Origin of the sequence: Bosea sp. AS-1 (assembly GCF_002220095.1) — a bacterium.
Classification (GTDB): Bacteria; Pseudomonadota; Alphaproteobacteria; order Rhizobiales; family Beijerinckiaceae; genus Allobosea.
Genome location: NZ_CP022372.1, coordinates 1,576,739 through 1,600,663, shown reverse-complemented (window position 1 = coordinate 1,600,663; position 23,925 = coordinate 1,576,739). Strand labels below are relative to the sequence as shown.

The 23,925-nt window shown below is 66.3% G+C and carries 23 protein-coding genes; 13 read left to right on the top strand and 10 right to left on the bottom strand.

Annotation, left to right across the window (positions count from 1 at the left end; translation table 11 throughout):
- Complete coding sequence (locus CE453_RS09195; RefSeq protein WP_089174312.1) at positions 1-825, bottom strand: 3'(2'),5'-bisphosphate nucleotidase CysQ family protein; 825 nt, start codon at positions 823-825, stop codon at positions 1-3.
- A 128-nt stretch (positions 826-953) separates the two neighbouring features.
- Here CE453_RS09195 and chpT point away from each other — a divergent pair, with 128 nt between their 5' ends.
- The 6 genes from chpT to CE453_RS09165 all read left to right on the top strand — a co-directional run bounded on the left by chpT (position 954) and on the right by CE453_RS09165 (position 7,211).
- On the top strand, positions 954-1,595 hold the full coding sequence (chpT, locus tag CE453_RS09190) for a histidine phosphotransferase ChpT (RefSeq protein ID WP_089174311.1): 642 nt from the start codon (positions 954-956) through the stop codon (positions 1,593-1,595).
- 94 nt (positions 1,596-1,689) lie between these two features.
- Positions 1,690-4,296, top strand: a complete 2,607-nt coding sequence (locus tag CE453_RS09185; protein ID WP_089174310.1) for a chemotaxis protein CheW — start codon at positions 1,690-1,692, stop codon at positions 4,294-4,296.
- On the top strand, positions 4,296-4,790 hold the full coding sequence (locus CE453_RS09180) for a chemotaxis protein CheW (protein ID WP_472840995.1): 495 nt from the start codon (positions 4,296-4,298) through the stop codon (positions 4,788-4,790). The genes CE453_RS09185 and CE453_RS09180 overlap by 1 nt, the downstream gene beginning before the upstream one ends.
- Positions 4,791-4,817: 27 nt before the next feature.
- Complete coding sequence (locus CE453_RS09175) at positions 4,818-5,183, top strand: response regulator (RefSeq protein WP_038359309.1); 366 nt, start codon at positions 4,818-4,820, stop codon at positions 5,181-5,183.
- 43 nt (positions 5,184-5,226) lie between these two features.
- The gene (cheB, locus tag CE453_RS09170) at positions 5,227-6,336 is read left to right on the top strand and encodes a chemotaxis-specific protein-glutamate methyltransferase CheB (RefSeq protein ID WP_089174308.1); all 1,110 of its coding nucleotides are present in this window, start codon (positions 5,227-5,229) and stop codon (positions 6,334-6,336) included.
- The gene (locus tag CE453_RS09165; RefSeq protein WP_089174307.1) at positions 6,333-7,211 is read left to right on the top strand and encodes a CheR family methyltransferase; all 879 of its coding nucleotides are present in this window, start codon (positions 6,333-6,335) and stop codon (positions 7,209-7,211) included. Before cheB ends, CE453_RS09165 begins: the two co-directional genes overlap by 4 nt.
- 143 nt (positions 7,212-7,354) lie before the next feature.
- Here the strand turns inward: CE453_RS09165 and ctrA are convergent, their stop codons facing one another.
- On the bottom strand, positions 7,355-8,056 hold the full coding sequence (gene ctrA, locus CE453_RS09160) for a response regulator transcription factor CtrA (RefSeq protein ID WP_089174306.1): 702 nt from the start codon (positions 8,054-8,056) through the stop codon (positions 7,355-7,357).
- 420 nt (positions 8,057-8,476) lie between these two features.
- Between ctrA and fliI the strand changes: the two genes are divergently transcribed.
- Both fliI and CE453_RS09150 read left to right on the top strand, forming a co-directional pair.
- Complete coding sequence (gene fliI / locus CE453_RS09155; protein WP_089174305.1) at positions 8,477-9,823, top strand: flagellar protein export ATPase FliI; 1,347 nt, start codon at positions 8,477-8,479, stop codon at positions 9,821-9,823.
- 93 nt (positions 9,824-9,916) lie between these two features.
- The gene (locus CE453_RS09150; RefSeq protein ID WP_089174304.1) at positions 9,917-10,390 is read left to right on the top strand and encodes a hypothetical protein; all 474 of its coding nucleotides are present in this window, start codon (positions 9,917-9,919) and stop codon (positions 10,388-10,390) included.
- A 48-nt stretch (positions 10,391-10,438) separates the two neighbouring features.
- Here CE453_RS09150 and CE453_RS09145 read toward each other — a convergent pair whose 3' ends face one another.
- A complete protein-coding gene (locus CE453_RS09145; protein WP_157732970.1) occupies positions 10,439-11,674 on the bottom strand; it encodes an MFS transporter in 1,236 nt (411 codons plus the stop codon).
- A gap of 228 nt (positions 11,675-11,902) precedes the next feature.
- Between CE453_RS09145 and fliJ the strand changes: the two genes are divergently transcribed.
- Entirely contained in the window at positions 11,903-12,307 is a 405-nt protein-coding gene (fliJ, locus tag CE453_RS09140; protein WP_089174302.1) for a flagellar export protein FliJ, read from the top strand.
- A gap of 67 nt (positions 12,308-12,374) precedes the next feature.
- On the opposite strand, the gene CE453_RS09135 is transcribed toward fliJ, so the two are convergent.
- The gene (locus CE453_RS09135) at positions 12,375-12,989 is read right to left on the bottom strand and encodes a GNAT family N-acetyltransferase (protein ID WP_248308008.1); all 615 of its coding nucleotides are present in this window, start codon (positions 12,987-12,989) and stop codon (positions 12,375-12,377) included.
- 582 nt (positions 12,990-13,571) lie between these two features.
- On the opposite strand from CE453_RS09135, the gene copM reads away from it, so the two are divergent.
- A complete protein-coding gene (gene copM, locus CE453_RS09125; RefSeq protein WP_089174299.1) occupies positions 13,572-13,949 on the top strand; it encodes a CopM family metallochaperone in 378 nt (125 codons plus the stop codon).
- Positions 13,950-14,042: 93 nt separating this feature from the next.
- Positions 14,043-15,128, top strand: coding sequence for a lysylphosphatidylglycerol synthase transmembrane domain-containing protein (locus CE453_RS09120; RefSeq protein ID WP_248308007.1), 1,086 nt, complete (start codon positions 14,043-14,045; stop codon positions 15,126-15,128).
- On the opposite strand, the gene CE453_RS28920 is transcribed toward CE453_RS09120, so the two are convergent.
- Positions 15,125-16,036 (bottom strand): DMT family transporter, encoded by a 912-nt coding sequence (locus CE453_RS28920; protein ID WP_089174298.1) that lies wholly within the window; start codon positions 16,034-16,036, stop codon positions 15,125-15,127. The genes CE453_RS09120 and CE453_RS28920 overlap by 4 nt on opposite strands.
- A gap of 85 nt (positions 16,037-16,121) precedes the next feature.
- The gene (gene flhA / locus CE453_RS09110; protein WP_089174297.1) at positions 16,122-18,254 is read right to left on the bottom strand and encodes a flagellar biosynthesis protein FlhA; all 2,133 of its coding nucleotides are present in this window, start codon (positions 18,252-18,254) and stop codon (positions 16,122-16,124) included.
- A 294-nt stretch (positions 18,255-18,548) separates the two neighbouring features.
- Between flhA and CE453_RS09105 the strand changes: the two genes are divergently transcribed.
- Positions 18,549-19,994, top strand: coding sequence for an MFS transporter (locus tag CE453_RS09105; protein WP_089174296.1), 1,446 nt, complete (start codon positions 18,549-18,551; stop codon positions 19,992-19,994).
- 143 nt (positions 19,995-20,137) lie between these two features.
- Positions 20,138-20,452 (top strand): hypothetical protein, encoded by a 315-nt coding sequence (locus CE453_RS09100; protein ID WP_157732969.1) that lies wholly within the window; start codon positions 20,138-20,140, stop codon positions 20,450-20,452.
- Positions 20,453-20,467: 15 nt separating this feature from the next.
- Here CE453_RS09100 and flbD read toward each other — a convergent pair whose 3' ends face one another.
- Genes flbD through fliG form a run of 4 tightly spaced genes read right to left on the bottom strand, consistent with a single transcriptional unit; the run spans position 20,468 to position 23,919 of the window.
- Positions 20,468-21,838, bottom strand: coding sequence for a sigma-54-dependent transcriptional regulator FlbD (flbD, locus tag CE453_RS09095; protein WP_089174294.1), 1,371 nt, complete (start codon positions 21,836-21,838; stop codon positions 20,468-20,470).
- Between the two features lie 44 nt (positions 21,839-21,882).
- The gene (gene fliN, locus CE453_RS09090; protein ID WP_089174293.1) at positions 21,883-22,233 is read right to left on the bottom strand and encodes a flagellar motor switch protein FliN; all 351 of its coding nucleotides are present in this window, start codon (positions 22,231-22,233) and stop codon (positions 21,883-21,885) included.
- Between the two features lie 11 nt (positions 22,234-22,244).
- Entirely contained in the window at positions 22,245-22,838 is a 594-nt protein-coding gene (locus CE453_RS09085; protein ID WP_089174292.1) for a FliH/SctL family protein, read from the bottom strand.
- A 1-nt stretch (position 22,839) separates the two neighbouring features.
- Complete coding sequence (fliG, locus tag CE453_RS09080; protein ID WP_089174291.1) at positions 22,840-23,919, bottom strand: flagellar motor switch protein FliG; 1,080 nt, start codon at positions 23,917-23,919, stop codon at positions 22,840-22,842.
- Positions 23,920-23,925: the final 6 nt, after the last annotated feature.

Here is a 23,925-nt window from a genome sequence, read left to right as displayed (position 1 = left end):
CTAGCAGCCGGCGATCGCGCGCCGCGCCAGCCCTTCGCTCGACGCGGCGACGAAGGGCGGATTGCGGAATTGCTGGTCGACCCGGCCGTAACGCGGAACGGCGCCGTCGAGCGTGAGGATGATGCCGCCGGCAGCCGAAAGAATGGCGTCGCCGGCAGCCGTGTCCCATTCCATCGTCTGGCCGCAGCGGACATGGAGATCCGCCTCGCCGCAGGCGATCAACCCGAACTTGACGGCGGAAGACATCGGCACGCCCTTGCCTTTGCAGAGCGTCGCCGTAATGCCGTCGCTTCGCCCGTCACCGTGGAAGCGGCTGACCAGGACGACCGGCCCCTCCTTCGGCAGCGCCCGGACCGCGACGTGCTTGGCCGTGCCGCACAGCGAACCATCCGCCGCGAAATCCTGGGTATAGGCCCGCTCGCCTCCATACCAGAGACGTCCCAGCGCGGGAGCGGCGATGGCACCGGCAATGGGTCGCCCATCGACGACGACGGCGATCGCGACGCAATAGCTGTCGCCACCGGCCAGGAATTCGCGCGTGCCGTCGAGCGGGTCGAGCAGAATGAACACCGCATCCGGCGTCACGCTGTCGACGGTCTCCTCGCTGATGATGGGAAAGCCGGGGAGCAGGAGCGCAAGCGCGTCCTTCGCTGCGCGGTCGGCCGCGAGGTCAGCCGTGCAGACGGGCGAGCCGTCCTTCTTGAGCTTGACATCGCAGGCAGCGCGCTTGGCGAGCAGGACGGCGGCGCTGGCGCCGGCTGCTTCCGCAAGTTTGCGTCCCAGCCCGTCGCGGTCGCGCAGGCGGGGATCGTCACGGCCGATCATGGCGGCCTCATCCTTCAAAATGTCGCCCGGAATATGGGGATTAACCACATGAAAACCAAGATGGCACCATATCTGGGAACAACGGCGCCACGCTCACGGCGCAACGCACATCCCAGGATTTCACCGCAATGACCGCCATCTCGCTCGATCCGCTCGACCTGGCCGCACTTCTCTGCAGCCGCGTCTGCCATGACGTGATCAGCCCGGTCGGTGCGATTGTCAATGCCTTGGAAGTCTTGGAGGAAGACGATCCCTCGATGCGCGAGTTCGCGCTTGAGCTGATCAAGAAGAGCGCGCGCAACGCCTCGTCTCGCCTGCAATTCGCGCGCCTCGCCTTCGGCGCCGCCGGTTCGGCCGGTGCGATGATCGACCTCGGCGACGCCGGCAACGTCGCTAACGGCTTCCTCAACGACGAGAAGCTCTCGCTCGACTGGGAGGCGCCGCGCGCCCTCCTCCCCAAGAACCAGGTGAAGCTCTTGCTGAACCTTCTCTTGATCGCGACGCAGGCTGTGCCGCGTGGCGGCAAGCTGGTCTCCCGTGCCAGTGTCGAGGGCGAGCAGGGCTCGTTCGAGATCACCGCCACCGGATCGCATGCCCGCATCCCGGCCCATGTCGAGGATCTGATCGCGGGACAGTCCGAGGGCGGCGCCATCGACGCCCATGCCGTGCAGCCGGTTTATACCGGCATGGTCGCCCGCGCGGCCGGCATGGCGATCTCCCTCTCGATCGAGGGCGAGACCGTCACGATCAAGGCCGCCAAAGCCGAGTGAACGATTCCTCGCAGTCGGTGACCGGTTTCAACCGATCATAAACCGTTCTGCTGCTTAAGTTCCTGCAGTGCGTCGCGTTGAGTGATCTTCCTGCATGGACGAGCTGCTGCAAGAGTTCCTAACCGAGACCGGCGAGAATCTCGACACGGTCGATCGGGAACTCGTTCGCTTCGAGCAGAACCCTAACGACCGTGACATCCTGCGGAACATTTTCCGCTTGGTTCACACGGTCAAGGGCACCTGCGGCTTCATCGGCCTGCCACGCCTCGAGGCGCTGACCCATGCGGCGGAATCGGTCATCGGCCAGTTCCGCGACGGTGCGACGGTCAAGCCCTCAGCCGTCACGGCGATCCTCGAAACGATCGACCGCATCAAGGACATCCTCGCCGAGCTCGCCGAAAAGGGGCAGGAGCCCGAAGGCAACGACGAGACGCTGATCGCGGAACTCCAGGGGCTCGCAAGTCTCGCCAAGGGAGAGCTGGATCAGCCCAGGCCGGAGCAGATCGCATCGATCGACCCGGTCGCCGCCTATCTCGCCCGTCACGGCAAGCCTCAGGACGGTCCATCCGCCGAGGATATCATTTTCCAGAGCGCGCCCGGCCCCCAGCGTGGGCCCGATGGCCGCATCGAAACCAGGCAGCAGCCGCTTGTCGAGGAAGGTCACCCCCAGCGCAGCGGCGGCCCGCCGACGCTGCGCGTCGCGGTCGACACCATCGAGCATCTGATGACCATGGTCTCGGAGCTCGTGCTGACCCGCAACCAGCTCCTCGAAGTCTCGCGCCAGCAGGAGGACGCCGGGCTGAAGGCGCCCCTGCAACGGCTCTCCCTCATCACCGCCGAGCTGCAGGACGGGGTGATGAAGACCCGAATGCAACCGATCGGCAGCGCCTGGGCCAAGCTGCCCCGCATCGTGCGGGACCTGAGCAGCGAACTCGGCAAGCGCATCGAGCTGGTGACCGAAGGCGCCGAGACCGAACTAGACCGGCAGATCCTCGATCTGATCAAGGATCCGCTGATCCACATGGTGCGCAACTGCGCCGACCATGCCATCGAGTCCCCCGAAGCTCGCCGCGCGGCGGGCAAGCCTGAATACGGCACGATCCGCGTCTCGGCCCGTCATGAAGGAGGCTCCGTCACGATCGCTGTCAGCGACGATGGGCGCGGCCTCGACGTCGCCCGCATCGGCCGCAAGGCGATCGCCGCGGGCCTCGCGACCGACGCCGAGATCGAGAAGATGAGCGAGGCCCAGATCGCCCGTTTCATCTTCCATCCCGGCTTCTCCACCGCCGAAAACGTGACCGCGGTATCTGGCCGCGGCGTCGGCATGGACGTGGTCAAGGCGAACGTCGATTCCGTTGGTGGCGTCGTCGACATCACAAGCCGCCCCGGCCTCGGCGCGACGATCACCATCAAAATCCCTCTCACGCTCGCCATCATCGCGGCGCTGATCGTCGTTGCCGGCGACGAGCGCTATGCGATACCCCAGACCGCGGTGCGCGAGCTCGTCCGCGTCAAGGCCGGGGACGAGAACCGCCTGGAAGAGATCAACGGTGCGCCGGTCTTGCGCCTGCGTGGCCGGTTGCTGCCGATCGTCGCCCTCGGCGAATTGATGGGACACCCGAAGAAGGATGGAGCCAACGGCTTCATCGTCATCACCCAGATCGGCGAGCGTCAGTTCGGCATCCTCGTCGACGGCGTGTTCCACACCGAAGAGATTGTGGTGAAGCCGATGTCGAGCAAGCTGCGGCATATTCCGCTCTTCTCCGGCAACACCATCCTCGGCGATGGCGCGGTCGTGCTGATCGTCGACCCGAACGGCGTCGCCCGGCTCGTCGGGGCGAACGCCGCCGAAGCTGCCGACGAAAAGGCAGAGCCAGCGCCCGCGCGGACCGAAGGTGGCGAGCGGACTACGATGCTGGTCTTCCGCACCGGCGCCAATCGCACCCAGGCGCTGCCGCTCTCGCTGGTCACCCGGCTGGAAGAAGTCGATGCCGGCAGCTTCCAGCACGGCGCGGGACGCACACTGCTGCACTATCGCGGCCGGCTCGTCCCGGTGACCCCACTGGGCGAGACGGAACTGCATCACGACGGGCTCCAGCCCCTGGTCATCGTCTCGAACGGCAGCCAGACTGCAGCGCTCGCAGTCGAGGCCATCATCGACATCGTCGACGAGCAGTTCGAACTGGAGCTCGCGACCTCGGGCGAGCGCGGCGTCATCGGTTCTGCGATGATCGGCGGCCGAGCCACCGACATCGTCGACCTCGCCCATTACCTGCCGCTCGGCGACCCCGGCTGGACGGGTGCCATTCGAACCGGCGCTGCGCCGGAGCAGGTCCTCCTCGTCGAGCCGTCGGAATTCCTGCGCGAGATGCTGAGCCCGGTGCTGCGAGCCTCCGGTCGGGTTCTCCTCACCGCCGCCGATTGCGAAAGCGCCATGCAGGTTGCCGCTGCACCCGAGCTCGGCTTCGTCCTCGTCGATCTCGACCGGGACGTCGCGGCGGCATTCGGACTGCTCGCCGCGCTGCGGACACGCCCGCGCGACAAGCGCTTACGGCTTCTTGGGCTGACGACCTGCGCGACGCCGGAACTGCTCCGGCAGGCGGCCGAGGCCGGGGCCGACGGCATCATCGCCAAATTCGATCGCCGTGCCCTGCTCGGCGAGCTGAATGCCCGTGGTGCCGAGATGAGGGACGCAGCATGATCGGAAGCGCGAACCCCAATCACGATCCGACGCCGCATTTCGCGGATTCGCTCGACTACGTCACAGTCCGGATCGGCGAACAGCACCTGGGGCTCCCGATCGAGCGGGTGCGCGATGTCTTCATCGCCGACCGCATCACGGTCGTTCCCGGTGCCCCGGCCGACATCGTCGGTCTGCTCAACCTGCGTGGCCGGATCGTCACCGCGATCTGCCTGCGCAACCGGCTCGGCTGCGCCATGACCGAAGCATGCGCGAAAGGCTGCGGCGAACTGACGGCAATCGGCCTCGACCATCGTGGCGAAGCCTATGGGCTGATCGTCGACGCGGTCGGCGAGGTCGTCCGCCTCGACCGCTCGACCTTCGAACCGCTGCCCGTCAACCTCGACCCGACATGGGCTGCACTGGCGACCGGCGTCCATCGCCTGCCCGGTTCGCTGCTCGTCATCCTCGATCTCGACGCCGTCCTCGACCTTGACCTTCGTGCCGCGGCCTGAGCCCGGCCGCGTTTCTGGAGACCGACCATGAAGTACTGCCTCGTTGTCGACGACTCGGCCGTGATCCGAAAGGTGGCCCGCCGCATCCTCGAAGGACTGCAGTTCCGCATTGCCGAAGCGGAAGACGGCGCGCGCGCCATCGATGCCTGCAAGGGCGAGATGCCGGACGCGGTGCTGCTCGACTGGAACATGCCGATCATGGACGGCTACGAGTTCCTGCGCACGCTCCGCCAGATGCCGGGCGGCAAGCGGCCGAAGGTCGTGTTCTGCACCACCGAGAATGACATCGCCCATATCGCACGGGCCATGCATGCGGGTGCCGACGAATACATCATGAAGCCGTTCGACAAGGAAATCGTCGCCTCGAAGTTCCATCAGGTCGGCCTGCTCTGAACCTGCGTTGAGGACGTTCTCCCGAAACTGAGCCCCGCGCAGCATGATCGTTTCGCGCCCTGCTTCCCCGGGCCCCGCCCGGCACAAGACGGTCGTCATCGCCGATGACTCCGCGGTGGTGCGGGGGCTGTTCGCGCGCTGGCTCGGCGAGGCCGGCCACTTCCACGTCGTCGCCGTCGCCGGCGATGGCGAGACGGCGCTCGCCCACGCCGGACGTTTCAAGCCGGACGTGCTGGTGCTCGATCTCGATATGCCGGGCGTCGACGGCCCGAGCGCCCTGCCCCGGATCCTGCGGGAAAGCCCTCATACCGGCATCTTGCTCGCGGCGACGCTGAATGAGCGCAACACCCGCCTCGCACTGGAATGCATGACGAAAGGCGCCATGGACGTGGTGTCGAAGCCAGACAGCCGCGCGGGCATGACGCTGTCGCTCGACTTCCGCAGCGAGTTCCTGCTGAAGCTCGGCAACATCGCCCACGCCGCACCGCAGCCGGGCACACTGCCGCCCGAGGTCGATCTGGACTGGGGGCATGGTCACACCAATCTGCGCCCCCTGGTCTGGTCGATGCCGCGCTACCTGCTGATCGGCGCCTCCACAGGTGGGCCGCGCGCCGTCGCCAGGGTCCTCTTCGACATTGGCGACGCGCTCGCCGACATCACGACGCTCGTCGTCCAGCATATGCCGCCGTTGTTCACCGCCTCCTTTGCCGAACAGATGACGAGCCATGTCGGCGTCCCGGCGCGCGAGCCCTTCGACGGCGAGCGCCTGACGCGCGGTACGGTCTACATCGCTCCGGGCGGGCGCCATCTTGGCATCGACCGGCGGCTTGGCCATCTCGTCGCCGCCATCAGCGACGGGCCGCCAGTCAATTTCTGCCGTCCGGCCGTCGATGTGCTGTTCAGCGACGGCGCACGCCATCTTGGCGCAGCGGCCCTCGGGCTGGTCCTCACCGGCATGGGCAGCGACGGGACGGAAGGCGCCGCGGCTCTGCGCCAGGCAGGTGCGGCCGTGATCGCGCAGGACGAGCAGAGCAGCACGATCTGGGGCATGCCCGGTTCGGTCGTGCGCGCCCGCCACGCCAGCGCCGTGACGCCGCTCGACGAAATCGGCGGCGCGATCCGCGCCCTCCTGCGTGGAGCGGCGACGGCATGACCGAGACGGATTTCGCCTTCCTGCGCCTGCTATTGAAGCAACGGTCCGGCCTCGCCCTGGGGCCGGACAAGCGCTACCTCGCCGAAAGCCGCTTGAGCATCCTCTGCCGGCGCCGCAACATCGAGAGCATCGATGCCCTGATGCAGCAGGTGCGGCTGGGCCGGCACCATGAGCTCGAAGCCGCGGTGGTCGAGGCGATGACCACCAACGAGACCCTGTTCTTCCGGGACAACACTCCGTTCAATCTGTTCCGGGACGTGTTGCTGTCGGAGAAGCTCGCGGCCAACGCCGCAAGCCGCACGCTGCGAATCTGGTGCGCCGCCGTATCGAGCGGTCAGGAAGCCTATTCGCTCGCCATGCTGATCGATGGCGCGGCCGAGCGCCTTGCCGGCTGGAAGGTCTCCATTCTCGGCACCGACATCTCGGGCGAGGTGCTGGAGAAGGCCCGCTCCGGCGTCTACAGCCAGTTCGAGATCCAGCGGGGCCTGCCCATCCAGATGCTGCTGAGACATTTCAGCCAGCACGGCGACAAATGGCAGATCTCCGACCGGTTGCGCACCATGGTCGAGTTTCGCCAGCACAACCTGCTTGAGCCCAATGGTCAGTTCGGCCGCTTCGATATCGTGTTCTGCCGCAACGTCCTGATCTATTTCGACGTGCCCACGAAGGAGAAGGCCCTGGGCCTGCTCGCGCCGCGGCTGGCGCCGGACGGCGCACTGGTTCTCGGCGCGACGGAAACCGTCGTCGGGCTCGCCACGACGCTACGCTCCGACCCGCAGCATCGTGGGCTCTACCGGCCGGCTCCGCCCGCGCACGTTCCCGCGGCCTCGAGCCTGCTCCAGCGGCCATCAACCGGCTCGGCGGCAGCCCACTGACGCGGCCCGCCGGCTTTCGCCAAACAAAAACCCCGCCTCGCGGCGGGGTCCCGTCGACCTGTCGTGTACATCCGACGATCAGGTCAAAAACTGTATGCCCTTGCTTCGTGACCGCCGCATGACGGTGGAGCAACGGGAATGCGTCAGGCCGGGATGCGCTCGTCGGCCTCGGACGGCTCGCGCAGCACATAGCCGCGGCCCCAGACGGTCTCGATGTAGTTCTTGCCGTCGGACGCGTTCGCCAGCTTCTTGCGCAGCTTGCAGATGAAGACGTCGATGATCTTGAGCTCGGGCTCGTCCATGCCGCCATAGAGATGGTTGAGGAACATCTCCTTGGTGAGCGTCGTACCCTTCCGGAGCGAGAGCAGCTCCAGCATCTGATATTCCTTGCCGGTCAGGTGGACGCGGGCAGCATCGACCTCGACGGTCTTGGTGTCGAGATTGACGACCAGATCACCGGTGGTGATGACCGACTGGGCGTGGCCCTTCGAGCGGCGCACGATCGCATGGATGCGGGCGACGAGTTCGTCCTTGTGGAACGGCTTGGTGAGATAGTCGTCGGCGCCGAAGCCGAGGCCCTTCACCTTGTCCTCGATGCCGGCGAGGCCGGAGAGGATCAGGATCGGTGTCTTGACCTTGGCGACGCGAAGCGAGCGCAGAACCTCGTAACCCGACATGTCGGGGAGGTTCAGGTCGAGCAGGATGATGTCGTAATCGTAGAGCTTGCCGAGATCGACGCCCTCTTCGCCGAGATCCGTCGTATAGACGTTGAAGCTCTCGGATTTGAGCATGAGCTCGATGCTTTGAGCGGTCGCGCTATCGTCCTCGATCAGCAGAACCCGCATGTCCACGTCCCCAATTTCGCCCGCAGGGCAGGTTGATCGCTTGACTCGCCCGGGCCAGCCCGGCCCCGGACGACGACGCACTTGCCCAATGAAACGCCACGCGACACGCTACGGTGAATTGGTTAACAAACCGTGATTCCCGAGCGCAAGCGCTTCCTTGGAGAAAGTGAACGATCCTTGTCGAGGTGAGTCGAATTTGACACGGATCGGCAGGCACTCCTCCGCGAAAACGCCGTTTCGCGGAAGCCATTGCGGGAAACAGGGGCGAAATAGCCCTATGACACGCGCTGGCCTCGAACCACAGTCTTAACCACAGAGCTTAACGACCGGTAAATGAACGCAATTTGTTAGGAACCCTTACCAATTTCCCACAGGCCCTGTCGGCGCCTGCCGACTGACCGATCCGGACGCAGCCAACGCATGAATCACCCCTCCCACGGCACTGAACGTCTTTCCGCCCTAGTCTCGGCCATCGAGGGACTCGACGGATCGACGGTTTATGGTCGCGTCATCGGCGTTCGCGGGCTTCTGGTCGAGGTCGCCGGGCCGATCGGTGCGATGAGCCTCGGAGGCCGGGTCGGCATCGAGATCGCTCCCGGAACCCGCGTGCCCTGCGAGGTCGTCGGCTTTTCCGGGGAAAAGGCACTGGTCATGCCCTTCGGCGGGCTCGACGGCGTGCGCCGCGGCTGCCCCGCCTATGTCGACCGAGTCCAGCCAGGTCTCTCGCCGACCTCCGCCTGGCTCGGACGCGTTGTCGATGCGCTCGGCCGGCCGGTCGATGGCGGCCCACCGCTGCCGCAGGGCGACACCCTCTATGCCTTCCGCAACGACCCGCCCCCGGCTCATGCACGCCGCCGCGTCGGCAAGCCGCTCGACCTCGGCGTGCGTGCGCTCAACGCCTTCCTGACCTGCTGCCTCGGCCAGCGCATGGGCATCTTCGCCGGTTCAGGCGTCGGCAAATCCGTACTGCTCTCGATGCTGGCTCGCTACGCCCGCGCCGACGTCAACATCATCGGCCTCGTCGGCGAGCGCGGCCGCGAGGTACAGGAGTTCCTGCAGGAAGACCTGGGGCCGGAGGGCCTCGCCCGCTCGATCGTGGTCGTGGCGACCTCGGACGAGCCCGCCCTGATGCGCAAGCAGGCGGCGCTCACTACGCTGACGCTCGCCGAATATTTCCGGGACCGCGGCCTGCAGGTGATGTGCCTGATGGATTCCGTCACCCGCTTCGCCATGGCGATGCGCGAGATCGGTCTGGCGGCCGGCGAGCCGCCGACCACCAAGGGCTATACCCCCACCGTCTTCGCCGAGCTGCCGCGCCTTTTGGAGCGCGCCGGACCGGGCACTGAAGACGGGGCCATCACCGGGCTCTTCACCGTGCTGGTCGACGGCGGCGACCATGACGAGCCGGTCGCCGACGCGGTGCGCGGCATCCTCGACGGCCATATCGTGATGGAACGCTCCATCGCCGAGCGCGGCCGCTATCCGGCGATCAACATCCTGAAATCGGTCTCGCGCACCATGCCGCGCTCATGCGACCCGGCCTATTACCCCATCGTGCAGAAGGCCCGCGCCACGCTCGCGACCTATGCCGACATGGAGGAGTTGATCCGGCTCGGTGCCTATCGCCAGGGCGCCTCCGCCGAGGTCGACGAGGCGATCCGCCTCAACCCCGCGCTGGAAGCCTTCCTCAAGCAGGCCAAGGACGATGCCACCTCCCTGCCCGAGAGCTATGCCCGCCTCGCGACGATCATGAGCGACGGCGTCTGAGCACGGCGACACGGCAACCTCAGGAAGAAAAGCGGCCGCACCCGGCCGCGCACTAGCGTGCTACGGTCTTCGGACTTGCGGAGGTATGGTTCGATGCGGCGCTTTTTGCTGATCCTGTTGGTCATGTTTCTGGGCGCGGCAGCGTTGCAGGCCACGGAACCGGCCTTGCAGTTGAGCGGCGCCGGGCCGGGCGCTGTCACCGTGTCACCTCGGACAGTGGCAAACCTGCCGGTCGTCGAGCGCGACGTCACCTTCGCCACCTCGAAAGGGCCGTCGACGGCGCGTTACAAGGGCGTATTGCTCTGGGAGGTCCTGCAGGCGAACAAGGCCCTCGACGGCCTCGATCTCAAGGCCCAGCTCGGCAGAACCATCCTCGTCAACGCCAAGGACGGTTACCGCATCGCGTTCTCCATCGGCGAGATCCATCCGGATTTCGGCAACCTGCCACTGATGCTGGTGACCGCGATCGACGGCAAGCCGCTTGAGCAGGAATGGCGGCTCGTCGCGCCTGGAGACAAGCGCGGCGCGCGGGCGGTGCGCGATGTCGTGAAAATCGAGCTGAGATAGATCAGCCCGTCGCGGTCAGGAACCGCCCGCCGGTCCGGTAAACTCCGGTCACTGCCCGGCCGGCGCGTGCGCGTCGTTTCCCCTGCTCAGCACCCGGACCAGCGCGAGCATGGCGAAGAAGCCGAGAAACTGGATCGCGGCCGAGACGAGCAGCGTCCTGTCGGCTCCGAGGCGCTCGATCAGCACTGCGAAAAGCAGCGGTGCCGCCGCAAAGGCGATGTTCTGCGGCACGGTGAGCTGGCCCAGCATCACGGCAAAGCCCCGCCGTCCGAACAGGGACAGCGGCAGTGTCGCTCGCGCCACCGAGATCACGCCGAGCGCCGCGTTGAGCAGCACGACGAAGAGTCCTGCCGCCGCGAGCCCCATCGGCAGGAAAGGTAGCATCAGACAGCAGAGCGGCCCGAGCAGAAGGCCGAAGAGAGCAACGCGCTCGACCGGCAGCCTCTCTCCAAGGGTGGCGTCGATCGCGCGGGCGGCGATGGTCGCCGGGCCGCCCAGGGTCGCGATCCAGACGGCCTCGGCCTGCGTCAGCCCGCCCTCCTGGAAGAGCGTGATCAAGTGTAGCGGCAGGCCCCAGGAGACCAGGCCACTGGCGGAAAAGGCGAAGGCCGTCAGCCAGAACGCGAGACGCCGCTGCCCCGGCGCGACCCGCCCGGTCTCGGCAGCGGATATCGGCATCGGTGTGCCCTCGCTTGGCGTCGGGTGCCCCCGATAGCGCGGCACGGCGGCATAGATCGGCAGCACGATGATGATCTGCATCGCCGCGAAGATGAACACTGTCGTGCGCCAGCCGAAAGCATCCATCAATATTGCCGTCAGCGGCCAGAACAGGCTGGAGGCGAGCCCGGTCACCAGCATCATCAGGCCGATGACGCGGCGCGTCCGCTCGCCCATGAGCTGCGCCACGGTGACGTTGCCGACATTGGCGAGCGACATCGCGTGGCCGAGCCCGATCACGAACCAGCTCGCCAGATAGCTCACCGGCCCCTGCGCCAGCGCCAGCACCACGAAACCGAGCGCACAGATGATCGCGCCGACGCACATCGAGCGACGTGTCCCCTCCCGATCCAGGACGCGTCCGATCGCCGGCGCGACCAGTGCGCCCGTCACGAGCAGGATCGTGATGCCGCCGAAGACGATCTCGGCATTGAGCTTGAGCTCCCGGTCGAGCGCCTGGACCAGCACCGATGGCGAGTAGAACGTCGTCCCCCAGCCGATGAGCCGCGTCAGAACCAGCCCGCAAAGCAGGGGGCCATGGCCGGAAAAGCGCTGTGAGAAGAACAAGGCGAAGAATCCGCGAGGAACGGCCAGTTGGCTGCCTGAATCTCACTAGATCATCCCGACAGCTCGCGGCAGCAGAGCGGACGCGATCTGAACATGCAGAAAAAGCAGCCCTTTGCGGTAAGGAACGGTCAACCTCCTTGCGCCATTGTGACGCCGTCTCGCGGAGTTTTCCGGTTGTTGGCCGAGGGGTCGGTCGCGACCAATGCGTGATCAGGAGTTGAAAACGACATGAAGTCGCGAGAGACGCTTCTGCGGCTGAAGCGCTTCCAGGTCGACGAGAAACGTCGGCGGGTGAGCCAGATCGAGATGATGATCGCCGATTTCCATCGGATGGCGAACGATCTCGATCGGGAAATTCAGTCGGAGGAGGCCCGCGCCGGGATCACGGATCCCGCGCATTTCGCTTACCCGACCTATGCCAAGGCGGCGCTCGGCCGTCGCGACAACCTGCGCCAGTCGGCCGACAACCTGCAGGGCCAGCTCGACGAGGCCAAGGCCGAGTTGCAGGAGGCCTTCGAGGAAATGAAGAAGGTCGAGATCCTCGACGATCGCGAACGTGCCTCGGAGCGTGCGGCGGAAGCCGCCCGCGACCAGGCGACCATGGACGCGATCGGGCTGCGCTCCCGCGCCTGAGCCTCCTTTCGGCAATCCCATCGAAAAGGCGGAAGCTCCAGGGCTTCCGCCTTTTCCGTTCAGCCCGTCAGGTGACGACTGGATGGTGCGGCACCGAATCGAGGCGCATCTTGCCTGCCAGCCGCGGGTCGTCGTCGACTTCGATGCTGCGCTTGAAGATCTTGAAGCCGGAGCGCTGGTAGAATTCCACCGCACCTTGGTGGTCGATGGTGCAGGTATGCACCCAGAAGCGCGAGATCGGCTTCGCCCAGGCCAGGGCCTGCGCCCGGTTCATCAGCCAGCGCCCCGCCCCCTTGCCGAGCACCGGTTCGTCAAGCCCGAAGAAGGCGAGCTCTGCCTCGCCCGACACACGGAAATCGAGTTCCAGCAACCCGACATCCCGCCCCTGGTAGCGTGCGGCGTATAGCGCGACGGCTGGATCCGTCAGGATCGCCTCGAGTTCCGCGCGCGGCTTCACCAGACGGCTGAACCACATCCAGCGCTCGCCAAGCAGCCGATAGAGAGCCAGATAGCGCTCGGTGTCGCGGCCATCCATCGGTTCCAGCGTAAAGCCCTCGACCCCGGGAGGGTCGGGCCGCTCCGGAGGTGGCGCGTGCATTTCGAGCGACGTGACGACCGCGGCGATCTTGCCGGGTGGCAGGTCCGTGATACCCGTGAGGCTGATGGTCAGAGTCTGCGGCAAGAGGCTGGTCCGAAAGTCGGTTGAGTCTGCCGCGATCATGACACGATCCGGGTGGAAAGATCATCGCGCGATGACGCATGGCATAAGCATATCGCCGCCGGGTCGGTGGCGCAGGAGCAGGCAGCGGCTGCGTGCGCTGTTCATGTTTCTGGCGATGTGCCTCGCCGTCATTCCTCATGCGACCCTCGCCGCGTCGTTGATGAAGTTCCCTGCGATGGCCTCCCATGGGCATGAGGCGCCACCGCCCGGCATGGCACTCGCGACAGCGGGCGGCCACGCGGAGGCAGCGCCCTGCCACCGGCCGGCACCCAAGTCCCACGGGCACCCAGGCTCCGCCATGCCGCTCTGCTGCGCCATCGGCTGCGGCCTGATCGCCGAGGCGCCTGCGGTCGCCCTGCCTCCACGGGCGATCCTCTGGTCCCGCCCTGCACTTGCATGGGCCGAACCGCTCTCCGGCCTCTCGCCCGAGCCGGCAAAGCCGCCGCCGCGAGCCGCGTCGGCACACGGCTGAACCCTTTTCGAGGCGGTTTCAGACACCGTTTCCGGTGCGAGCCGCCATGCATTCTCACAGGAATTCGAACAATGAACCTTTTCAGGACCTCCCTCGCCGCGCTCGCGCTTGCGGCCGTCTTTGCCGGGCCGGCTCTGGCCCAGCACCAGGGCCACGGCGGCGGCACCATGAAGATGGACGGGGCCAGCACGGACAATGCGTCGACCAAGGCCTTCAAAGAAGCCAACGGGAAGATGCACAAGGACATGGACATCACCTATTCCGGTGATGCCGATGCCGATTTCGTGCGTGGCATGATCCCGCATCACCAAGGTGCCATCGACATGGCCAAGGTCGTTCTGGCCCATGGCAAGGATCCGGAAATCCGCAAGCTTGCCGAAGCCGTCATCCGCGACCAGGAGAAGGAGGTCGCGCAGATGCGTGAATGGCTGAAGAAAAACGGCAAATAGTCGCATCCAACCGGCAGGCGGCGGCAACGCCGCTTGCCCTCGACCGTTCTCGCTGGCAAGAGGACGTAAGGTTCGCGCCGCTGCGGTGACGACGTGGGCCCGTTCAAAGCCCTGTCAGAATCCTTCCGTTTCGCGGCCTTCATGAAGCGCTATCTCGATTACCTCTGGCCGATCATCGGGCTCGTCGCGGTCGTCTGGTCCGTCGAGCTGTTGTGGAGCAAGCTCAAGGCCGAGGCCGGCTCGGACGCCACCATCGAGGCCCTGCTCCAGAACGCCAATCTCTGGCAGAGCATCAAGATCATCGCCCACCGCATCGGCCACAAGATCGCGGTGATCCCGCCCGAGGCCTTCTTCCACGCAGCGCTCGCCACGCTTGTCGCCTATGCGGCACTGGCCTGGTACGATCGCATCGCCCTGATGCATCTGGGCAAGGAGAAGGGCATCTCCTGGCTCTACATCTCACTCTGCTCCTTCGTGACCTATGCGCTGTCGCACAATATCGGCGCCTCGGTCTTCTCGGGCGGAATGGTGCGCTACCGGGCTTATACGGCGAAGGGCCTGACCGCCGCGGACGTCGCCATCCTGATCGCGCTCTGCTCCTTCACCTTCGCCTTCGGCACGATCTTCCTCATGGGCCTCGTGCTGCTCTACGAGCCGCAGATCCTGCATCCGCTGGAACGGCTGTCGAAATGGTTCGCGATCAGCGACAACACCGCGCGGTTGGTCGGCGTCGGCATGCTCGCCTTCGTCGCCCTCTACACGATCGGCTCCTGGCTCCGTTTCAAGCCGCTCAGGATCGGCAAGTTCGAGATCATCTATCCGCGCCTGCGCATCGTTGCGCGGCAGTATCTCGCCGCTCCGCTCGAGCTCTGCGGTGCAGCCGGGATCATCTATTTCGCCCTGCCGGCACAGGGCAATCCGGGCTTCCTGATCGTGCTCGGCGCCTTCCTGCTCTCCTTCTCGGCCGGGCTGCTCAGCCAGGTCCCGGGCGGCGTCGGCGTGATGGAGGCCGTTTTCCTGGCGGTGATGCCCGGCGTGCCGGCCCCTGCCGTCTTCGCAGCGCTGCTGATCTGGCGGCTGTTCTATCTCATCCTGCCGCTGGTGATCTCGCTGCCGATCGTGATCGCCTTCGAGCGCGCCCAGCTCAAGCGCAGCACGCGTATCGCGCCGCCACCCTAAGGGGCCTGGCGCCGCAGCTCCGGGCGCTTCAGCGCGATCGCCGCCGCGCCGAACATCAGAACCGCTCCGACGGCCTCGGATAGTCCGAAAGGCTCGTCCAGCACCGCAACGCCCACACCGACGGCGATCGCCGGGCTGACGAAGGCGTAAAGACCAGCCCGGAAGGCGCCCCAGTCCCGCAGCAGCCGCATGTAGATGGTAAAGCCCATCAGCGAGCCGCCGATGATGAGGAAGACGACGCAAGGCAGCACGGGCCACCGCGTCAGCGCGACGAAGTCGGCACGCCCCACGGGCTCGATGGCGAAGGACACGACGGACAGGCCGATGCCGCCCACCAGCGTCTGCCAGCCCGCCAGCGTCAATGTCGGCATCGTGCCGGCGATCGGCCGCGAGAGCACCGCGCCCGTGCAATAGAACAATGTTCCGGCCGCGACGGCGGCGAGGCCGATCGCTTCCTGCGGATCGCCCTGCACGACCGAGAGCCCACCCAGCGCCCGCGTCGCAAACAGGAAGCCGAGCCCAACCGTGCCGAGACCGATGGCCGCAAGCTTGCGTCCGTCGATCCGCTCCTTCTCGATGGCGCGGCTCGCCAGCAAGGTGAAGATCGGGATCGTCGCAAAGTTGACGATGGCCGCAAGCCCGGTCGGCGCATGGGCCGTGCCCCAGAACAACAGGCTGTAATTGACGGTGTTGAGCAGCAGCGCCGTGCCGATCAGACGCGGCCAGGCGCCGCTCGGGACCTTCGGCATGTCTCGCCCGGCCCAGAGGAGCATCAGGGCACCCGCCAGCGAGAAGCGCGCAGCGGCGAGGAAGATCGGCGGCACATGCGAGGCACCGACCTTGACCGGAAGCCAGGTCAGCCCCCAGACGAGGCACATCACGGCGAAGAGGGCGGCATTCCGGCTCATCGCTGTCGCTTAGCGTTCGCCCGACATGCTGACCATTGCGCGGCAGGCATCGGGGGGCCGTGGAAACCGGAGGCGTGGTGGTGAATTAGACGCTGCCCACCGTCTTGAGCCGCGCGCGCGGATGAATTTCGCCCTGCGACAGAACGGGCGTCTCGCGGCGGAAGCGCTCGATGATCTGGCGGGCGAAGGGCCGCGCCATGCCGGAGGTGACGAGCGCCGGCATCTCGCCGATGCGCGCCGCCTCCTCGAACTTGTCGCGCACATGGCGGACGAACTCCTGCAGCCGCGAGGGCTGCATGGCGAGGTGGCGATCCTCGCCCTGCCCGATGATCGACTCGGCGAAGACGCTCTCCCAGGCCGGCGAGAGCGTGATGATCGGCAGGACACCGTTGGCGTCGGAGAACTGCGCGCAGATCTGGCGTGCGAGCCGGACGCGGACATGCTCGGCGATGTCGCGCGGATTCTTGATCCCGCCCGCCACCTCGGCGATGCCCTCGATAATGGTTCCGAGGTCGCGGATCGAGATGCGCTCGGCCAGCAGCAACTGGAGCACACGCTGGATGCCGGTGGTCGAGATCTGGCTCGGCACGATCTCCTTGACGAGGTCGGCGTGGTCCTTCGGCAATTCGCGCAAGAGCTTCTGCACCTCGGCATGCGAGAGCAGCTCCGGCATATTCGACTTCAGCACCTCGGTAAGGTGGGTCGAGATCACGGTCGCCGCATCGACGACGGTGTAACCGCGCAGCTGCGCCTCGTCCTGCAGGGCGCCGTCGATCCAGGTCGCCGGCAGGCCGAAGGTTGGCTCCAGCACATTGTGGCCGGGCAGGTTCACCGTGCCGCCCATCGGGTCCATAGCCATGTACTGGCCGGCATAGACGATGCCATGCCCGGCATCGATCTCCTTGATCTTGATGTAGTAGTGGTTCGCCTCGAGCTGGACGTTGTCGACGATGCGTACTGCCGGCATGACGAAGCCGAGCTCCGCCGCAAGCTGGCGCCTCAGCGCCCTGACCTGGTCGGTCAGCCTGTCCTGCCCGCCCGGTGCGTTGACCAGCGGTAGCAGCGCATAGCCGATCTCGATCTTGAGCTCGTCCATCTTGAGCAGGTCGTTCAGCGTCTCCTCGCGCGGCGTGCCGTCGGCAGAGACCGCCGCACCGCCCGGCTGGGCAGCGCCCGACATGGCCTCCTGCGCCGCACGCGCTTTGGCAGCACGACCGAAGCGATGGGCGAGGAAGCCGGCGCCAGCCGCCAGCATCAGGAAGGGCAGCATCGGGATGCCGGGCAGGATCGCGATCAGCAGCATCACCGCCGCCGACATGCCGAGCGCCTTCGGATAGCCCGAGAGCTGCTTGCCGAGCGCCTTGTCGGCCGCGCCGCGCACGCCGGCCTTGGAGACGAGCAGGCCCGCGGCGGTCGAGACGATCAGGGCCGGGATCTGGCTGACCAGGCCGTCGCCGACCGTGAGCTGGGTATAGTTGTGCGCAGCTTGGCCGAAGCTCAGCCCCTGCTGGGCGACGCCGATGACGATGCCGCCGAGCACGTTGATGAAGGTGATGAGCAGGCCGGCGATGGCGTCGCCGCGCACGAATTTCGAGGCACCGTCCATCGAGCCGAAGAAGGAGGATTCGTCCTCCAGCGCCTTGCGCCGAACCTTGGCGGTCTCCTGGTCGATCAGGCCGGCCGACAGGTCGGCATCGATCGCCATCTGTTTGCCGGGCATAGCGTCGAGGGTGAAGCGCGCGGCCACTTCCGCGATGCGGCCCGAACCCTTGGTGATGACGACGAAGTTCACGATGATCAGGATGGTGAAGACGATCACCCCGATTACGAAATTGCCGCTCATCACGAAGCCGGCGAAGGCCTCGATGACATGCCCCGCTGCCGAAGTCCCCTCGTGACCGTGCGCGAGGATGAGACGCGTCGAGGCCAGGTTCAGTGCCAGCCGGAACATGGTGACGATCAGCAGCACCGTCGGGAAGGCCGAGAATTCCAGCGGCTCCTCGATGAAGAGCGCCGTCATCAGCACCAACACCGACAGGATGATCGACAGCGCCAGCATCAGGTCGAGCAGCACGGCCGGCATCGGGAAGATGAGCACCACAAGGATGCCCATGACGCCGATGGCGAGGAACAAATCCGGGCGCTTGAAGAGCTTGCCCAGCGCATCGCGGTCGGGAAGGTTGAAGCCGCTTCCCTGACCTACCGTCACATCGGACATCGACCGCCCCGCCCTCTCGCCGGCTCTCGTCCGCGCCCGGACGCCACGCGCCCCGGTACGGAGCGCGACCCGGCAATTCTTGCCGGGCACATGGTGAATGATTGGTTAAGCCCCCCCCTCCGCAGACCTGTTCCCGAACGGGCCGACGGAACCTTCCTGTCCCCCGCTCGTTACCGTTTTAATCTGCCTTGCGCCGCGCTGCCGGCGATGCGGCATCTTGCGGCCCGGCGCTCCCTGCCGAACCCGGCCGCCCTTCGCGCCCACGAGCGCTGACAGAAATCGGGGGAAGAACCGGTGCAGGCTGCCTCGTCGGGACATGATCGCTCTTTCGTCTCCACCGATGTACCTGCCCGGCTGGACCGCCTGCCCTGGTCACGTTTCCACAGCCTCGTCGTCGTCGCGCTCGGCATTACCTGGATTCTCGATGGTCTCGAAGTGACGCTGGCAGGGGCGGTTTCCGGCGCCTTGAAGGAGAGCCCAGTCCTCAAGTTCAGCAATGCCGATGTCGGCATGGCAGGCGCGGCCTATATCGCCGGTGCCGTTCTGGGGGCCGTCTTCTTCGGCTGGCTGACCGACCGTCTCGGCCGCAAGAAGCTCTTCACCATCACCGTTCTGGTCTATCTCTCGGCGACGGCCGCTACCGCCTTCTCCTGGAATCTCTGGAGCTTTCTGGTCTTCCGCTTCATCACGGGCATGGGGATCGGCGGCGAGTACACGGCGATCAACTCGACGATCCAGGAACTGATACCCGCCCGCATGCGGGGCTGGACCGATCTCGTCATCAACGGCTCCTTTTGGGTCGGCGCGGCGCTTGGCGCGCTCGGCGCCATCGTGCTGCTCGATCCGGCCCACATCGATCCCGAGCATGGCTGGCGGCTCGCCTTCTTCATCGGCGCCGTGCTCGGCCTCATCATCCTGATTTTACGGCAGTGGATTCCGGAAAGCCCGCGCTGGCTGATCAGCCATGGCCACCCCGAACGCGCCGCCGCGATCATCCTCGACATCGAACGCCGCGCCGGTTTCACCCCGCCGCCAGACGAGGTTCATGACCTCATCAAGCTGCGACCACGCCCCGCCACGCCGCTTGGCGAGGTGTTCCGCGCCCTGTTCGTCGTGCATCGCGACCGGGCACTGGTCGGGCTCGCCCTGATGGTCTCGCAGGCCTTCTTCTACAACGCGATCTTCTTCACCTACGCGCTGATCCTGACCGACTTCTATCAGGTGCCTTCGCAGGCGATCGGCTGGTTCATTTTGCCCTTCGCCGCCGGCAACTTCCTCGGACCGCTCCTGATCGGACGCCTGTTCGACATCTGGGGCCGACGCATCATGATCGCCGCGACCTATGCCCTCTCTGGCCTGCTGCTGACCGGCACCGGCTACCTGTTCTGGAAGGACTGGCTCACCGCCTCGCAACTCACCCTGTGCTGGAGCGTCGTCTTCTTCTTTGCCTCGGCGGCCGCGAGTTCGGCCTATCTCACCGTCTCCGAGACTTTCCCGGTCGAGATGCGGGCACTCGCCATCGCGGTGTTCTATGCCATCGGGACAGGTGCGGGCGGCATCGCCGGACCCTGGCTCTTCGGCATCCTGATCGACACCGGCTCTCGCGGCAGCGTCTTCGGCGGCTATCTGTTCGGCGCGGCGCTGATGCTGGTGGCGGCGATCATCGCGGCACGCTTCGCCGTCCGTGCCGAGCGCAAGCCGCTCGAAAGCGTCGCCCGACCGCTTAACGCAGTGGATTGAGGCGCAGCCTCGCCACTAACCATGCGGCTCGAAAAGCCACGAAAGGGAACAAAGCATCCTTTAAATGCATTACCCCTTGCCCGCTTTCAGCCTCTAAGAAGGCTGGTAAGGGGTCATGTGGTGAAGACAATCTGGAGGTCGTCGTGGACAGACGCTCATTCCTGATGACATTGGTCGGTGGCTTTGCCGCCGCCGGCCTTGGCGGGATCGCCGCCGCCGAAGCCGCTCAGCCGGCCCGGCCCGTGCGACCGGAAGGCGCGCCGCCCAAGGACGCAGAGGCCGTTCCGGCCGAGACGAAGGAGGCGTTGGACAAATCCGACGCCGAATTCAGCCAATACTATTACTACCGTCGGCCGCGCTACCGCTATTACCGGCCCTATTATCGCCCGCGGTACTATTACCGGCCGCGCTACTATTACCGGCCGCGTTATCGCTACTACCGCCGGCGTTATTGGTAAGCCGCGCTTTTCGGGTCAGACCGCGTTGATACGGGCCTGACCCGGCTCCGCCACGGCAATCCCGGCGGCGGTATATTCGCTGAGCTTGTTGCGCAGCGTGCGGATCGAGATCCCCAGGATTTTGGCCGCGTGGGTTCGGTTTCCGAGGCAATGGTCGAGCGTGTCGAGGATCAGCTCGCGCTCGACATCGGCGACGGTGTGGCCGACCAGCGAGCGTGTCATCGCCTCCGCCGTCTGCGCCGCCCTTCCCGCCGCATCCCGCGACCCGACAGCACTCGACGCGAGCGCCTCGCCCTCGGGCGTCAGCACAGCCGCAGCCGCGATGTCCGGCCCGCTGGCGAGCAGCACCGCGCGGTGCATCGTATTTTCCAGCTCCCGCACATTGCCGCGCCAGGCATTGCCGAGCAGCAGCTTGCGCGCGTCCACCGCAATCGGCCGCTGCGGCAGGCCGTTCAGCTCGGCATATTTCTTAGCGAAATGCTCGGCCAGCGCCAGGATGTCGCCGGGCCGCTCGCGCAGCGCCGGCAGGCGCAGATGCACGACGTTGAGCCGGTAGAGCAGATCCTCCCGGAACGAGCCGTCCCGGACCGCATCGGCAAGATTGCGGTTCGAGGTGGCGATGATGCGGATGTCGACCTTGACCGGCTGCGTGCCGCCGACACGGTCGATCATCCGCTCCTGCAGCGCGCGCAAGAGCTTGGCCTGCAGGCGCACATCCATCTCCGAGATTTCGTCGAGCAGCAGCGTGCCGCCATTGGCCTCCTCGAACTTGCCGATGCGGCGGGCGATCGCGCCGGTGAAGGCGCCCTTCTCATGTCCGAACAGCTCGGATTCGAGCAGGTTGTCGGGGATGGCCGCGCAGTTCACCGCGACGAAAGGCCGGTCCTTGCGGCCCGACTTCTGGTGCAGGTGACGGGCGATCACCTCCTTACCGGTGCCGCTCTCGCCGGTGACGAGCACGGGCGCCTCGGAGCGCGCGATCTGCGCGGCGAGCTGGACGACGCGTTCCATCGCCGGGTCGCGCCAGATCAGGCTCGACTGATCGGCCGCGACCGCCTCCAGCACCGCTGCGATCAGCTCCGGATCCGGCGGCAGCGGCACGTATTCCCTGGCACCGGCCTGGATCGCGGCCACGGCGGCGCGCGTATCGGTCGAGGTGCCGCAGGCGATGATCGGCGTGCGGATGCGCTCGGCATCGAGCGCAGCGACATAAGCCGCGATCGGCTGCACGACATCGATCATCAGGAGATCAGCGCCCTTCGCGCGGAGCACGGCGAGCGTCTGGTCGAGCCCCTCGGTGTGGGTGACGGCCGCCCCGTGCGACATCGCGATCTTGGCCGCGGCGATGATCTGTCCCTTGAGACCGCCGGCAATGATGAGGCGCATGGCTCAGGTCCTTCTGCTGGTCGAATGTGAAGGCGTCGCGGCTCTCACCGGTCGGCCTTGATGATTTCGGTCATGGTCACGCCGAGCCGGTCCTCGACGACCACGACCTCGCCGCGTGCCACCAGGCGCTCGTTGACGAAGATGTCGATCGCCTCGCCGACGCGCCGGTCGAGCTCCAGCACCGTGCCGGGCACGATCTGGAGCAGGTCGCCCACCGCGACCTTCGAGGAGCCGAGCACGGCCGAGACCGTGACCGGCACGTCGAAGACCTGCTCGAGGTCCTCGGCCGTCTTGACCGGAACGGGTCCCGAATGCGCCACCGACATGTCGTTCTGATCGAATGACAGGTCGGTCTGGCTCAGCGGCGGCAGGTTGAGATCGTTCTCCTGGCTCATGGTTCAGACCTTCATTGCCCGGTGTGGCTACCGCCGGGGAAAACACTGGCGACCGCCTGCTCGATCAGAGCCGAGAGCCGCTCTCCATCCATCACGAAGCCGCCGTCGGCCCATTCGATCCGCCCGTCGCCGAGGCGGATGTCCGGCTCGCCCAGCACCATCAATTGGCCGGTGAAGCCGTGCTCGCGCCCCAGGCGCCTCACCAGTTCCTCGGCCGCCTCGACGGATACCTCGTTGACGCGCACGACCAGGTGTGGCGCCTGGCGGGCGTGGCCGATGCATTCGCGGATGGCCTGCGCCAGCGCGGCCATCGGCTTCTCGGCCAGCGCCGCTCCGGCGAGCGCTCTAGCGGCGGCCAGCGCAACCTGCGCCGCCTGCTCCTCGATCGCTGCCATGCGCGCGGTTTCCAGCGCGAAGAGCCGTTCCGCCGAGCGGGCGAGTTGCCCGGCGAGCCCGTTGAACTGCGCCTCCGCCTCGCGGCGGCCCTGTTCCTGGCCGGCCTGAAATCCGGCGGCCCGGGCCGCATTGAGATCGGCCTCGCTGGCCGCCTTGCGGTTGCCCTCGCGGAAATCCGTCCCGAACATGAATTTCGTCGCGGTCGCCATTTCAGTACACCAGCTCGTCTTCGGAATTGCCCTTCGACAGCACGATCTCGCCCTTGTCGGCGAGGTCCTTGGTCATCGTCACCAGCTTGGTCTGGGCCTCGTCGACCTCCTTGAGGCGCAATGGGCCAAGCCCCTCCATGTCGTCCTGCATGTTCTTGGCGGCGCGCTGAGACATCGCGCCGAAGAAGAACTCGCGCATCGGCTGGCTGGCACCCTTGAGCGCGCGGGCCAGAACGTCCTTGTCGACTTGCCGCATCAGCGTCTGCAGCCCGGCCGGATCGAGCTTGGCGAGGTCCTCGAAGGTGAACATCAGGGCGCGGATGCGCTCGGCCGCCTCTTGATTGGACGCATCGAGCGCCGATAGGAAGCGGATCTCGGTCTGCCGGTCGAAGCCGTTGAAGATCTCCGCCATCATCTCGTGCGGATCGCGGCGGCGCGTCTGAGTCAACGTCGAGACGAATTCGGTGCGCAGCGTGTTCTCGATGTGGTCGAGCGCTTCCTTCTGCACGGATTCGAGCCGCAGCATCCGTCCGACCACCTCGATCGAGAGATCGCCCGGCAGGTTACGCAGCACATTGGCGGCATGATCCGGCCGGATCTTCGAGAGGATCACGGCGATGGTCTGCGGGTATTCGTTCTTGAGGAAGTTCGCGAGCACGACGGCATCGATATTGCCGAGCTTCTGCCACATGTTGCGGCCGGCCGGCCCACGGATCTCCTCCATGATCAGCGCGACCTGATCGCTCGGCAGGATCTTCTCCAGCAGCGAGATGGTGCGATCGAAGGATCCGGTCACGGCGCCGGCGCTGGAGAGCTTGCCCACGAAGTCCAGCATGAGCCGCTCGACCTCGTCGGCATCGACGGTGCCGAGCTCGGCCATGGCGCGGGTGATGATGCGGATCTCGTCGTCGTCGAATTCCTGCCAGATGGCCTTGCCGTGATCCTCGCCGAGCACGAGCAGGATGACGGCCGCGCGCTGCGGGCCGGTCATCTGGGCGATCGTGGTGACGCCGAAGCCTCCCCCCTCGATGCCTTCGGGGAGACCGGGATTGCGCGTCGCGATGGAGCGTGTCTCTGCCATGGTTCA

Bases quoted from the DNA above. Each gene is read 5' to 3' on its own strand.
- CE453_RS09195 (WP_089174312.1), bottom strand. From the start codon at position 825: ATGATCGGCCGTGACGATCCCCGCCTGCGCGACCGCGACGGGCTGGGA.
- chpT (WP_089174311.1), top strand. From the start codon at position 954: ATGACCGCCATCTCGCTCGATCCGCTCGACCTGGCCGCACTTCTCTGC.
- CE453_RS09185 (WP_089174310.1), top strand. From the start codon at position 1,690: ATGGACGAGCTGCTGCAAGAGTTCCTAACCGAGACCGGCGAGAATCTC.
- CE453_RS09175 (WP_038359309.1), top strand. From the start codon at position 4,818: ATGAAGTACTGCCTCGTTGTCGACGACTCGGCCGTGATCCGAAAGGTG.
- cheB (WP_089174308.1), top strand. From the start codon at position 5,227: ATGATCGTTTCGCGCCCTGCTTCCCCGGGCCCCGCCCGGCACAAGACG.
- CE453_RS09165 (WP_089174307.1), top strand. From the start codon at position 6,333: ATGACCGAGACGGATTTCGCCTTCCTGCGCCTGCTATTGAAGCAACGG.
- ctrA (WP_089174306.1), bottom strand. From the start codon at position 8,056: ATGCGGGTTCTGCTGATCGAGGACGATAGCGCGACCGCTCAAAGCATC.
- fliI (WP_089174305.1), top strand. From the start codon at position 8,477: ATGAATCACCCCTCCCACGGCACTGAACGTCTTTCCGCCCTAGTCTCG.
- CE453_RS09150 (WP_089174304.1), top strand. From the start codon at position 9,917: ATGCGGCGCTTTTTGCTGATCCTGTTGGTCATGTTTCTGGGCGCGGCA.
- fliJ (WP_089174302.1), top strand. From the start codon at position 11,903: ATGAAGTCGCGAGAGACGCTTCTGCGGCTGAAGCGCTTCCAGGTCGAC.
- copM (WP_089174299.1), top strand. From the start codon at position 13,572: ATGAACCTTTTCAGGACCTCCCTCGCCGCGCTCGCGCTTGCGGCCGTC.
- CE453_RS28920 (WP_089174298.1), bottom strand. From the start codon at position 16,036: ATGAGCCGGAATGCCGCCCTCTTCGCCGTGATGTGCCTCGTCTGGGGG.
- flhA (WP_089174297.1), bottom strand. From the start codon at position 18,254: ATGTCCGATGTGACGGTAGGTCAGGGAAGCGGCTTCAACCTTCCCGAC.
- flbD (WP_089174294.1), bottom strand. From the start codon at position 21,838: ATGCGCCTCATCATTGCCGGCGGTCTCAAGGGACAGATCATCGCCGCG.
- fliN (WP_089174293.1), bottom strand. From the start codon at position 22,233: ATGAGCCAGGAGAACGATCTCAACCTGCCGCCGCTGAGCCAGACCGAC.
- CE453_RS09085 (WP_089174292.1), bottom strand. From the start codon at position 22,838: ATGGCGACCGCGACGAAATTCATGTTCGGGACGGATTTCCGCGAGGGC.
- fliG (WP_089174291.1), bottom strand. From the start codon at position 23,919: ATGGCAGAGACACGCTCCATCGCGACGCGCAATCCCGGTCTCCCCGAA.